This is a genomic window from Trinickia violacea, from assembly GCF_005280735.1.
GTDB classification, from domain to species: domain Bacteria; phylum Pseudomonadota; class Gammaproteobacteria; order Burkholderiales; family Burkholderiaceae; genus Trinickia_A; species Trinickia_A violacea.
Genome location: NZ_CP040077.1, coordinates 4172354 through 4184630, shown reverse-complemented (window position 1 = coordinate 4184630; position 12277 = coordinate 4172354). Strand labels below are relative to the sequence as shown.

Genomic DNA, 12277 nt, shown 5'->3' with positions numbered 1-12277 from the left:
TTTTTGGTTGCTCCACTGAATTACTGCAGGCCGTATCCGAAAGCCTGCTTGAATCGCTCATCGATTTCGCCGCGCGAAGGCGCGTAGTTTTGCGGTCCTTGCTGCTCGATCTTGAGCGCGCCCATCAGGCTCGCGAGGCGGCCCGTCGTCGCCCAGTCGAGCCCCTTTTCGATCCCGTACAGAAGGCCGCCGCGGAAGGCGTCGCCGCAACCGGTCGGGTCGAGCACGCGCGCTGCGTGGACAACGGGAATTTCTTCGCACTGGCCCGCATGGTGAATCTGCGAGCCGTGCTCGCCGCGCGTGACGATCAGCGCCTGCACACGGCCGGCGATTTCTTCGATCGACCAGCCGGTCTTGTTGCTGACCAATTTTGCTTCGTAATCGTTGACCGCCACGTAGGTGGCAAGTTCAATCATGCGGCGTAACTGCGCGCCGTCGAAGAGCGGCAGGCCCTGGCCCGGATCGAAAATGAACGGAATGCCGGCGGCCGCGAACTGTTCGGAGTGCTGGACCATGCCGTCGTAGCCGTCCGGCGCGACGATGCCGAGCTTGACGCCGGGCGCTTCGTCCGCGCGGTTCAGGTGCGATTCCATCATCGCGCCCGGGTGGAACGCGGTGATCTGGTTATTGTCGAGGTCGGTCGTGATCATCGCCTGCGCCGAATAGGTGTCCGGCAGCACGCGCACGTGCGCTTTCGTGAGACCGAGGCTGTCGAGGCGGTCGAGGTAGAGCTGCGCGTCGACGGCGCCGAGCGTCGCCATGATGCGCGCGTCGCCGCCGAGCAGCTTCAGCGCGTAGGCGATGTTGCCGGCGCAGCCGCCGAATTCGCGGCGCATCGTCGGCACGAGGAAGCTCACATTCAGGATGTGCACTTGCTCGGGCAGGATGTGGTCGCGAAAGCGGCCCTGGAAGGTCATGATGTTGTCGTAGGCGAGCGAGCCGCAGATCAGCGTAGCCAAAGCTAGGTTTCCTATGAATGTGAGTGGCGACAATGCCGCTGTCGATGCAAAAACGCCGCGCGAACGGCGCGGCGCATTGCGACGTGTGCCGTGCTTACTTCAGCGCGGCGAGCGCTGCGTCGTAGTTCGGCTCATCCTTGATTTCGCCGACGAGCTCGGCGTGCAGCACCTTGTTCTGTTCGTCGAGGACGACCACGGCGCGCGCCGTCAGGCCGGTGAGCGGGCCGCTCGTGACGTCGACGCCGTACGCTTTCGCGAAATCATGGCCGCGGAAGGTCGAGGCCGTTACGACGTTTTCGATGCCTTCGGTCGAGCAAAAGCGCGTTGCGGCGAACGGCAGGTCGCCCGACACGACGATCACGGCCGTGTTCGCGAGCTTGCCGGCGGCTTCGTTGAACTTGCGGGTCGACGTGGCGCACGTCGGCGTGTCGAGGCTCGGCACGATGTTGAGCACTTTGCGCTTGCCGGCGAAATCGGCGAGCGTGACCGGCTTGAGATCCTTGCCGACGAGCGAGAACTCGGGGGCTTGCTGGCCCGCCGACGGGAACGTGCCGCTGACTTCGATCGGGTTGCCACCCAGCGTGACTTGACTCATGTTGTGCTCCGAAGATTCGTCTGAGATTGACTGAGAAGGGGAGCGCGCGTGGCCTTTGTCGGACCAAGACGCGCTCGGCGTGCGCTACGGGTAAAAGATCTGAACGCGGAAATTGCTGGCGACGGCATTGCCGGTGTCGAGCCGCACGATCATCGTCTGCGTGGTGCGGGCGGGCAGGCCAGCGGCGATCGGCGTACCTGGGCGCACATAGTCTTGCGGCCACAGCACGCGTCGGATCGCGACGTTGTTTTTGTCGTCGAGCAGCGTGAGCTCCATCGCCGGGTACGCGAGCGCGACGTTGTAACGATTGCGCAGCGGCACGCGCAATTCGAGGTGATGCGGGCCGTCGACTTGGCGCAGATCCGACGCTTCGACTTGCAGGCCGTCGATATCGCGCGGCGGCGAGATTTGGCAACTGAGCTGCTCGCAGACCTGGGCGAAGAGCGCTTGCGAACTCGGCCAATACACCATCACCGTTTCACGGCGCCACCAGGCGAGCTGAGCGACGAGCGCAACCGCAAGCACGAGCGCAATGAGCGTGCCGATAGTGCGCCAGACGATACGGCTCGGTTCGGGAGCTCGCTTCTCGCGCATGACTTCGAAGTTGCGCGTGTTGGCGGCGGCGGGCTCGGCCTCGAAGGGCGAGCTGGTGCGGCGTTGTGCTGCGAATGAATTCGCGCCGGACGGTTCGGACGTCGACGTCTGAGTTGCCGAGGCTTCCGGCTCGGGCGCGCCGAAGTGCGGTTCCGGATCGGCGCCCCACGAGGAGGCCACCTTGTTCGGGAAAGTCGGTTCTTCCGCTTGCTCGGGCGTTGCCGCCGGCACGCGTTCTTGCGGCTCGGCGCGCATCTCGGGACCCGGCCATGCGGTGAAGCTCGGCTCGCGCATGTCGCCGGATTCGGAGGGCGGATGCGCGGCGCCGTGTTCGGCATGCACCGCCGCCGGTGGTGCCGCTTCGGGTGCGGGTTCCGGTTTCGCCTCCGGCACGAGCGAGCCCGGTACGGCGACTTGCGCGTGACGCGCGAGCGTTTCGACGTCGTGGCGCAGCGCCGGGTCGATCTGCGCATCGGTGGCGGGTGCCCACATGTCCCACGCGCCGGAGCCGAAATTCGGCGCAGGTTGCGCCGATTCGTTTTGCGCAGGCGCTTGCGGCGCGGCGGTTTCGGGTACGGGCGATGCGGTTGCGGCGGCCGGTTCCGGCGCGCTCGGCGTTTCGGCCGGCGCGCCGCTGGCTAGCGGCTTCGCGCCGGTTTCGGGGTCGACGAGATTTTCCGACGCATTGAAGACGGACTGGCAATGTCCGCAGCGCACGAGTCCTCCGCGCAGCGCGAGCTGCGTCTCTTGGATGCGGAAGACGGTTTCACAGTGGGGACAGCGCGTCGCAAGAAGCATAGTGAGCCTAATGGCGTGCGGGCCGGTGCGTAACGATGACAATACGGATGACGATACGCCCTATTCTAATGGCTTTCGCGGCGGGTCCCGGCGAGACAGACCCAGCCCTCGTGCTCGCGCCAGACGCCGATGTCGATCCAGGCCGCGTAGACGCGTGCGACCTCTTCGGCCTGTCGTGCGAGGATGCCCGAAAGCGCGATGCGTCCGCCCGGCTTCACCTTCGACGACAGCATCGACGCCATCAGCTTGAGCGGATTCGACAGAATATTGGCGACGACGATATCGAACTCGCCGGACGGGCAATCGTCGGGCAGGCCGTAAGCGACCTCGGCGCGATTGCGCTCGCTGTTGTGGCGCGCGGATTCGACCGCCTGAGGATCGATGTCGATGCCGAACACCGGATTCGCGCCGCACTTCTTCGCGAGTATCGCGAGGATGCCGGAGCCGCATCCGTAGTCGAGCACCGACTGGCCCGCTTGCACATGCTCTTCGAGCCACTCCATGCAAAGGCGCGTGGTCGGATGACTGCCGGTGCCGAATGCGAGCCCGGGATCGAGTTCGAGCACGAGCGCGTCCGGATCGGGCGCGTCGTGCCACGACGGCACGACCCAGATGCGCTTGCCGATCGGAATCGGCTCGAACTGCGATTGCGTGAGCCGCACCCAGTCCTGTTCCTCGACGTCGCGCACCGTGAACGGCGGCGTAGACGCGAGGCCGACTTCGTTGGCCGCGGCAGCCGCCAGCACGCCCGGTTCGTGCTCGGGCGCGAGCAGCGCCACGACGCGCGAGCGCTGCCATGCGGTGCGATCGGGCGTGAGGCCGGGCTCGCCGAAGAGCGGCTGCTCGTCGGGCGTGTCGGCGTCGGCGTCTTCGACCGACACCGACAGCGCGCCCAGTTCGAGGAGCGCGTCGGACAGCGCCTCGGCGTGCTCGCGATCGAGTTCGACGACCAGTTCCCGGTAACTCATCGCTTACGCTTCTTCCGGTGCGACTTGCTGCTTCGCCGCAAGCCGGTTCTCGAGGTAGTGGATGCTCGTGCCGCCTTCGACGAACTTCCCGTCGAGCATCAGTTCGCGGTGCAGCGGGATGTTGGTCTGAATGCCTTCGACGACCATCTCGGAGAGCGCAATGCGCATCCGCATGATGGCCTGCTCGCGCGTGGCGCCGTACGCGATCAGCTTGCCGATCATCGAATCATAGTTCGGCGGAACGAAATAGCCGTTGTAGGCGTGAGAATCGACGCGGATACCGGGGCCGCCCGGCGTGTGCCACGACGTGATGCGTCCCGGCGACGGGGTGAACTTGAACGCGTCTTCGGCGTTGATCCGGCACTCGATCGCGTGGCCGCGGAACTCGATGTCGCGCTGGCGGATGTTGAGCTTCTCGCCGGCCGCGATGCGGATCTGCTCCTGCACGATGTCGACGCCGGTGATCAGTTCGGTCACCGGATGCTCGACCTGCACGCGCGTGTTCATTTCGATGAAGTAGAACTCGCCGTTCTCGTAGAGGAACTCGAACGTGCCCGCACCGAGGTAGCCCATCTTCTTGCAGGCGTCGGCGCAGCGGTCGCCGATGCGCTCGATCAGGCGGCGCGCGATGCCCGGCGCCGGCGCTTCCTCGATCACCTTCTGGTGGCGGCGCTGCATCGAGCAGTCGCGCTCGCCGAGCCAGATTGCGTTCTTGAACGAATCGGAGAGCACCTGGATTTCGATGTGCCGAGGGTTCTCGAGGAACTTCTCCATATAGACCTGCGGATTGCCGAACGCACGGCCGGCTTCTTCGCGGGTCATGTTGACCGCGTTCACGAGCGCCGCTTCCGTGTGCACGACGCGCATGCCGCGTCCGCCGCCGCCGCCTGCCGCCTTGATGATGACGGGGTAGCCGATCGCCCGCGCGATCTTCACGATCTCCTTCGGGTCGTCCGGCAGGGCGCCTTCCGAACCGGGCACGCACGGCACGCCGGTCTTGATCATCGTCTGCTTGGCGGTGACCTTGTCGCCCATCATGCGGATCGTGTCCGGATTCGGGCCGATGAACGTGAAGCCGGATTGCTGCACGCGCTCGGCGAAATCGGCGTTCTCCGACAGGAAGCCGTAGCCGGGGTGAATCGCTTCGGCGTCGGTCACTTCCGCGGCGCTGATGAGCGCCGGCATATTCAAGTAGGAGAGATTCGACGGCGCCGGTCCGATGCAGACCGCCTCGTCGGCGAGCCTCACGTACTTGGCTTCTTTGTCGGCTTCGGAGTAGACGACGACCGTCTTGACGCCCAGCTCACGGCACGCGCGCTGAATACGGAGCGCGATTTCGCCGCGATTGGCAATGAGGATTTTTTCAAACATAGCGTTATTCGACTCTTCAATGGGCGCGGCGCTCGCTAACTAAGAGAGACATCGGCGGCGCGCCTCAGAGGATCGGCGGCGCACAGCGCTTCATGGCTGCGCGCCGGGCGGGCTCTGCGTGGGGCGAGAGTGGGTGCGGATGCGCCGACTCTGGCCGTCACACGAGGGGAGAGGCCCGCGCGCTTAGCCGATCACGAACAACGGCTGGCCGTATTCGACCGCCTGACCGTTTTCGACGAGGATTTCCTTGACGACGCCGGCCTTGTCGCACTCGATCTCGTTCAGGAGCTTCATCGCTTCGATGATGCAGATCGTCTGACCTTCCTTGACCGCGTCGCCCACTTGGACGAACGGGTCGGCGCCCGGCGAAGGGGCGCGGTAGAACGTGCCGACCATCGGTGACGTCACGACGTGGCCTTGCAGTGCGGCGGCAGCGGGGGCGGCTGCCGCGCCGGCGGCGGCCGGCGCTTCGCCCGGCGCGGCGGCGAGCGGCGCGGGCGCGGTGAGTTGCGGTGCGTAGGAGGGGGACTGTTGCACGTAAACCGGCGGCGCATTCTTGACGATGCGAACCTTGCCCTCGCCTTCGGTGACTTCCAGTTCCGAGATCCCGGACTCGGAAACGAGGTCGATCAAAGTTTTCAGCTTACGTAGATCCATCGGGAATTCCCCTTTCAATGCGTGAAGTGCCGGCCCGAGGCCGGCGCTGAATTGGTGTTCTGGAAATCAGCGCGCGCTGCCCGTGTCCGGTGCGAGCCGGTCGAGGGCGAATTCGAGCGCGTACAGATATCCCTTCCAGCCGAGGCCACAGATGACGCCTTCGGCCTGGTCGGAGAAGTAGGAGTGGTGCCTGAACGGCTCGCGGCGATGCACGTTCGACAGGTGAATCTCGACGAACGGAATGCCGACGCCGGCCAGTGCGTCCCGTATCGCCACGCTGGTATGCGTGTACGCGGCGGGATTGATCAGGACGAAGTCGACTTTTTCTGCGCGGGCAGCCTGGATGCGGTCGACGAGCGCACCCTCATGATTGCTCTGAAACGAAGTCAGTTCGGCGCCGGCCTGCGCCGCTCGTTTGGATAACGCCTGATCGATCTGCTGCAACGTGACGCGCCCATAGACCTCGGGTTCCCGGGTGCCGAGAAGGTTGAGGTTGGGGCCGTGTAGTACCAGCAGTCGTGTCATGGTCGCTTCGTTTTGCGCGGAATTGCGCGCACTTTAGCGCTGATTAGAGAAACTTGTCTAGCAGCGCATGCGGGAGGCTGGGGAAAACGCGGTAAAAATCGCCCCTTTGGCCGTATGAATCTTATTAAATTCCGAGAAAACGCGGGCAACTCAGCGCAAATAGACGTTATCTGAAGCAGTTTCGTCGTATCAAATTAGAGCGAGTCGAGGGTCTTTTTGAGCTCGGCTGGCTGGATTTGACCTAATTTTGTCGACCGTACGGCGCCATTTGCATCGATCACGACGGTGAAGGGCAGGGCGCCCGCCGTGTTGCCGAAATTGCGTGCCAGATCGGCTCCGCCGAAGCCGCTCACGTAAACGGGGTAGTCGACCGGTACCTTTTGCAAAAACGCTTTCACGTTCTTTTCCGAGTCGACGCCGATGCCGATGAACTTCACGCCTTTCTTTGAATATTCGTCGTTGAGCTGGGCGAGCGTCGGCATTTCTTCCACGCACGGGCCGCACCACGACGCCCAGAAATTGACGACGACGGTCTGCCCCTTGAAGGCGGCGAGCGACTTCGGCTTGCCGTCGGCGTCGTGCATCATGGTCGAGTCCAATAGCGCTTCGACTGCGTTGGCCTGCGCCGGACCGGTCTGCGGGGCGCCGGCGGCGGTGGCAGGCGTCGTGTCGCCATGCCGCAGCCAATGCCCGGCGCCGATACCGCCCGCGACGGCAACGATCGCGACGGCCGCGACCGCCAGAATTCCTTTCGTGTTCATCGTTTGATCAATTAGTCGTTGGTGTTTCGCCGCTCTCGCTTTCGTCGAGCAGCGCCCGGACCGCCTGGACGTTGGCACGCGAGAGCCGGCCGCGCGCGTCGGCGCGCACCGCGCCGCGCAAGTCGTCCGTGTCGTAGAGCGCAATGTGCATGCCGACCGGATCTTCGCCGCGTGACGGACGCCACAGGAAGCTCAGCGTCTCGATCATGCCGCGGCCGGCGAAATGCCGGGTCTCCGACACGTCATATTGGATATTCGCGTTCAGCAGGTAGATCGCGACTTCCTTGGGGTTGTCGCAGAACACCTGCAGATGCACGTCGGAATGCTCGCCCGCCGTGCCGTTGAGCACCGCGCCCGTCAAATAGGGATTGAAGGCGGCAAGCCGCTCCATCCACTCGACCGCGATTTCGCGCAGGCGGCGAAGCATCGCCGGCTGGCTGTCGCTTTGGAAGAGCGACTGGTATTCGCGGATTTCTTCTTCGATCTGGTCGTTATCGGGCAGCCAATCGCCGGCAATGCGCGTCTCCCCGACGACTTGCCGCGCAGCCTTGCGCTTGGCGGTCGAGTAGTCGAGACCGTCCTCGGCGATCATCCGCGCGGCGGCGATAGCGATTTCTTCCCGCACCCGCTGCGGATCAAAATGAGATTTACGAACCATCCAGCAATCATACAAGAGAATGGTTACGGGCCTTTGGGGGGCCGCCGGGGCCCGTGTGCAACACATTTCGGGCGAGGGCGTCGGTTACAATAGCGGCCTTTCCGTACCCGCCTCGCCTCGCTTTTATGCATATCCATATTCTCGGCATTTGCGGCACCTTCATGGGCGGTCTGGCGGTGCTCGCACGCGGCGCAGGACACAAAGTGACCGGCTGCGACGCCGGCGTCTATCCGCCGATGAGCACCCAGCTCGAGGCGCAAGGCATCGAGCTGATCGAAGGCTACGGCGCCGAACAGATCGATCTGAAGCCGGATCTTTTCGTGATCGGCAACGTCGTGACGCGCGGCAATCCGCTGATGGAAGCGATTCTCGATCGCGGCCTGCCGTATGTGTCCGGGCCGCAGTGGCTCGGCGAGCACGTGCTCAACGGCAAGTGGGTGCTCGCGGTAGCCGGCACGCACGGCAAGACGACGACGAGCTCGATGCTCGCGTGGCTGCTCGAAGACGCCGGGCTGAACCCGGGCTTCCTGATCGGCGGCGTGCCGCTCAACTTCGGCGTGTCGGCGCGGCTCACCGATTCGAGCTTTTTCGTGATCGAAGCGGACGAGTACGACACGGCTTTCTTCGACAAGCGCTCGAAGTTCGTCCATTACCGGCCGCGCACCGCGATCCTGAACAATCTCGAATTCGATCACGCGGATATCTTCCCCGATCTCGCCGCGATCGAAACCCAATTTCATCATCTCGTGCGCACCGTGCCCGGCGTCGGGCGGCTCGTCGTCAACGGGCGCGAGGACGCGCTCGAGCGCGTCCTCGCGCGCGGCTGCTGGAGCGACGTCGAGCGATTCGGCGTCGCGGGCGGTTGGGAGGCGATGCCTGCAGTCGATGGCGTGCCGGTCGACGAGCAGTTCGCTGTCTACTGGCAGGGCGCGCGCGCGGGCGTGGTCGATTGGCAGGTGCAGGGGGAGCACAACCGCATGAACGCGCTCGCGGCGATCGCGGCGGCGCGGCACGTCGGCGTGCCGCCGGCGCACGCGGCCAAGGCGCTCGGCGCGTTCCGCAACGTGAAGCGGCGCATGGAAGTGCGTGGGAGCGTCGAGGGCGTCACGGTCTACGACGATTTCGCGCATCATCCGACGGCGATCGAAACCACGGTCGCCGGCCTTCGCGCACGCGTCGGCCGTGAAAACACGCGGATTCTCGCCGTGCTCGAGCCTCGCTCGAACACGATGAAGCTCGGCGTGATGAAGGCGCAATTGCCGGGCAGCCTGGCGGATGCCGACCTCGTGTTCGGCTACGGCGCGCCGTCCGGGCGCGACGCGCTCGGCTGGGACCTGGCCGAAGCGCTCGCGCCGCTCGGCGCCAAGGCGCAGGCGTTCAACGATCTCGACGCCCTCGTCAAGGCCGTCACAGCGGTGGCGCGCCCCGGCGACCACGTGCTCGTGATGAGCAACGGCGGCTTCGGCGGCGTCCACCACAAGCTGCTGGATGCGCTCGACGCGCGCCCTGCCGCGCGCGAACGGGGCGTCGCGTGATCCTCTATCTGCACGGGTTCCGTTCGTCGCCGAATTCGTTCAAGGCGCGCGTGCTCGCCGCGCGGGTCGCGGAGCTGGGCAAGACGGCCGAGTGGTGCTGCCCGATGCTGCCGGTGTCGCCTTTCGGGGCGATCGCGCTGGCGGAAGCCCAAGTGACCGCGGCAGGCGCCTCCGGCGAAGAGGGCGTGACCGTGATCGGCAGCTCGCTCGGCGGCTATTACGCGACGCATCTCGCCGAAAAGCACGGCTGGCGCGCGGTGCTGCTCAATCCGGCGACGGTGCCGCAGCGCGATCTATCGGCGTATCTCGGCGAGCAGCCGCTGTGGCATGGCGGCGGGAGCATCGTCGTCGAGCCGCATCATCTCGACGAATTGCGGGCGCTGGGCGTTCCCGCGATCACGCGGCCCGAACGCTATTATTTGATGGCGGCCACCGGCGATGAAGTGCTCGACTACCGCGAAATGCTCGCGCACTACCCGGGCGTGAACACGAAGCTGATCGACGGCAGCGACCACGCGATCAGCGAGTTTGAAGACTATGTCGACGACGTTCTCGCCTTTTGCGGGATGAAGCTTCCGGCGCGGTCCTGACGGAACCGCCGGCGCGCGACATGTTCGGCCCCTCCAGTGCCTATCGAGCAAACCGCCGACGATAGCGCGGCCGGAGCGGCACACACCACCTATCACACTGCAGGCGCACGGAAACGCCGAGCGGCTGCAGTGGCAAGTCAGAACGAGAGTATTGAGTGAACGTTTTCTTTGAGGAATCGGGCAGTTTCAAGGCGGGCAGCGTGCTGTCGAAGCAAGGCGACGCGTTTCAGGTCGAGTTGCCGGGCGGCCGGCGCGCGAAAGTCCGCGCCAAGGACGTGCTGATCGAATTCGAGAAGCCGAGCGCCGCCGAGTTGATGCAGCAGGCAGACGAAGCCGCGCAGCAGATCGATCTCGACTTCCTGTGGGAATGCGCGCCCGCCGACGAATTCCCGTTCGCGACGCTCGCGAGCGACTATTACGGCGAGTCGTACGGCCCGATCGAGCGTGCGGCGCTCGTGTTGCGCATGCACGGCGCGCCGGTCTACTTCCGCCGCAAGGGGCGCGGCCAGTATCAGCGCGCGCCTGAAGAGCAGCTGAAGATGGCGTTGGCGTCGCTCGAGCGCAAGCGCCAGCAGGCGCTCGTGCAGGCCGAATACGAAGCGGAGCTGACGGCGGGACGTCTGCCTGCCGCATTCGACGGCAAGGCGCTGTCGCTCTTGACCAAACCGGACAAGAATTCCATCGAATACAAGGCGCTCGAAGCGGCCGCCGCGGCGCGCGGGATTTCCATGGCGCGCCTGATGCTCGAATGCGGCGGCGTCGCGTCGGCGCGCGCGCTGCACGAGGCGCGCTTTCTGGCCGAGTTCTTCCCGCACGGCACCGGCTTTCCGTCCGTCACGCCGGGGGCCTTGCCGGACGACTTGCCGACCGCCGACGTCGAAGCGTTCTCGATCGACGACGTCACGACGACCGAAATCGACGATGCGTTTTCCGTCGAGCACCTGGCCGACGGCCGCGTGCGGATCGGCGTTCACATCGCGGCGCCGGCGCTCGGCATCGCGCGCGGCGATACGGTCGATGCGATCGCTCGCGGGCGGCTGTCCACCGTCTACATGCCGGGCGACAAGATCACGATGCTGCCCGACGAAGTCGTCGACGCATTCACGCTGAAGGAAGGCGGCCTGCGCCCGGCGCTGTCGCTCTACATCATCGTCGATCGCACGACGCAGGAGATCGTCGCGAACGAAACGCGCGCCGAGCTCGTGTTCGTGAAGAACAACCTGCGCCACAACACGCTCGATGCCCTCGTGACCGAAGAGACGCTGGCCGAAGGCAGCGGCGACTATCCGCACAAGGACGACATCGCCGTGCTGTGGCCGCTCGCGCAGGCGCTCTTCGAAAAGCGTCAGCAGGCGCGCGCGGGCTACGGCTTGAAGCGCGAAGTGCAGAGCAATACCGATTACAACTTCTACGTCGACGGCGAGCACGTGACGATCACGCCGCGCCGCCGCGGCTCGCCGCTCGACATGATCGTCGCGGAACTCGCGATCCTCGCGAACTCGACGTGGGGCGCGTTCCTGCACGACCACGGCGTACCCGGAATCTACCGTTCGCAGCGCGCGTTCGCGGCATCCGGTCCGAAGCGCACGCGGATGCAGACGACGGCTGCGCCGCACGAGGGTCTCGGCGTCGCGCAATATGCGTGGAGCACCTCGCCGCTGCGCCGCTACGTCGACCTCGTCAACCAATGGCAGTTGCTCGCGTGCGTGAATCACGGCGTGGCGGCCAAGCTCGTCGCGCCGTTCAAGCCGAAGGACGCCGATCTCTACGCGGTCGTCCAGGGCTTCGACGACACCTATAGCGCCTACGCCGATCATCAGCGGCGCATGGAGTACTTCTGGTGTCTGCGCTGGATCACACAGGAAGGCAGGAAGCAGGTGGTCGCGTCGGTGGTGAAGGGCGACCTCGTGCGTCTCGACGAAGTGCCGCTGTTGCTGCACGTGCCGGGTCTCGGTGTCCACGCGCGCGGGACGAAGGTGATGCTCGAAGTGATGTCGGTCGATGAACTGACGGTCGAGGCATCGGTGCGTCCGCTGCACGTGGTCGATGCGCCGGCCGTGACGAGCGGCGCCGGGGCCGAAGAGGACGAGGACGAAGTCGAAGAGCTGATCGACGCCGCCGACGAGTCCGCCGAAAGCGAAGCCGAGGCGCAGGCCGAAGCCGATGCGGGCGCCGGCGCGGAGGAGGGGGCCGCGGACGGCGATGCCTCCACCCCGGGCACCGAGCCCGGCCCGAACCCCGCCGCCCACGCCACGGAGTAACTGAC

The 12277-nt window shown here is 65.5% G+C and carries 12 protein-coding genes; 3 read left to right on the top strand and 9 right to left on the bottom strand.

Annotation, left to right across the window (positions count from 1 at the left end; all coding sequences use genetic code 11):
• Window positions 1–20: 20 nt before the first annotated feature.
• The 9 genes from FAZ95_RS19085 to FAZ95_RS19045 all read right to left on the bottom strand — a co-directional run bounded on the left by FAZ95_RS19085 (window position 21) and on the right by FAZ95_RS19045 (window position 7886).
• Window positions 21–959 (bottom strand): carbohydrate kinase family protein, encoded by a 939-nt coding sequence (locus FAZ95_RS19085; RefSeq protein WP_137333878.1) that lies wholly within the window; start codon window positions 957–959, stop codon window positions 21–23.
• 94 nt (window positions 960–1053) lie between these two features.
• Complete coding sequence (gene tpx, locus FAZ95_RS19080; protein WP_137333877.1) at window positions 1054–1554, bottom strand: thiol peroxidase; 501 nt, start codon at window positions 1552–1554, stop codon at window positions 1054–1056.
• 84 nt (window positions 1555–1638) lie between these two features.
• Complete coding sequence (locus FAZ95_RS19075) at window positions 1639–2946, bottom strand: DUF3426 domain-containing protein (protein WP_137333876.1); 1308 nt, start codon at window positions 2944–2946, stop codon at window positions 1639–1641.
• Window positions 2947–3011: 65 nt separating this feature from the next.
• Window positions 3012–3914, bottom strand: coding sequence for a 50S ribosomal protein L11 methyltransferase (prmA, locus tag FAZ95_RS19070; protein ID WP_137333875.1), 903 nt, complete (start codon window positions 3912–3914; stop codon window positions 3012–3014).
• Window positions 3915–3917: 3 nt separating this feature from the next.
• The gene (gene accC / locus FAZ95_RS19065) at window positions 3918–5285 is read right to left on the bottom strand and encodes an acetyl-CoA carboxylase biotin carboxylase subunit (protein ID WP_137333874.1); all 1368 of its coding nucleotides are present in this window, start codon (window positions 5283–5285) and stop codon (window positions 3918–3920) included.
• 183 nt (window positions 5286–5468) lie between these two features.
• Window positions 5469–5942, bottom strand: a complete 474-nt coding sequence (gene accB, locus FAZ95_RS19060; RefSeq protein ID WP_137333873.1) for an acetyl-CoA carboxylase biotin carboxyl carrier protein — start codon at window positions 5940–5942, stop codon at window positions 5469–5471.
• Window positions 5943–6008: 66 nt separating this feature from the next.
• Window positions 6009–6467 carry a type II 3-dehydroquinate dehydratase gene (gene aroQ, locus FAZ95_RS19055; RefSeq protein ID WP_137333872.1) on the bottom strand — a complete coding sequence of 153 codons (459 nt, stop codon included), beginning with the start codon at window positions 6465–6467 and terminating at the stop codon, window positions 6009–6011.
• Between the two features lie 194 nt (window positions 6468–6661).
• The gene (locus FAZ95_RS19050; protein WP_137333871.1) at window positions 6662–7228 is read right to left on the bottom strand and encodes a TlpA family protein disulfide reductase; all 567 of its coding nucleotides are present in this window, start codon (window positions 7226–7228) and stop codon (window positions 6662–6664) included.
• Window positions 7229–7235: 7 nt separating this feature from the next.
• The gene (locus FAZ95_RS19045) at window positions 7236–7886 is read right to left on the bottom strand and encodes a UDP-N-acetylmuramate--alanine ligase (RefSeq protein WP_137333870.1); all 651 of its coding nucleotides are present in this window, start codon (window positions 7884–7886) and stop codon (window positions 7236–7238) included.
• 125 nt (window positions 7887–8011) lie between these two features.
• On the opposite strand from FAZ95_RS19045, the gene mpl reads away from it, so the two are divergent.
• The 3 genes from mpl (at window position 8012) to FAZ95_RS19030 (ending at window position 12272) form a co-directional block, all read left to right on the top strand.
• Window positions 8012–9421, top strand: a complete 1410-nt coding sequence (gene mpl / locus FAZ95_RS19040) for a UDP-N-acetylmuramate:L-alanyl-gamma-D-glutamyl-meso-diaminopimelate ligase (RefSeq protein ID WP_137333869.1) — start codon at window positions 8012–8014, stop codon at window positions 9419–9421.
• Entirely contained in the window at window positions 9418–10011 is a 594-nt protein-coding gene (locus FAZ95_RS19035; RefSeq protein ID WP_137333868.1) for a YqiA/YcfP family alpha/beta fold hydrolase, read from the top strand. Before mpl ends, FAZ95_RS19035 begins: the two co-directional genes overlap by 4 nt.
• Window positions 10012–10166: 155 nt before the next feature.
• A complete protein-coding gene (locus FAZ95_RS19030; protein ID WP_137333867.1) occupies window positions 10167–12272 on the top strand; it encodes an RNB domain-containing ribonuclease in 2106 nt (701 codons plus the stop codon).
• Window positions 12273–12277 lie beyond the last annotated feature (5 nt).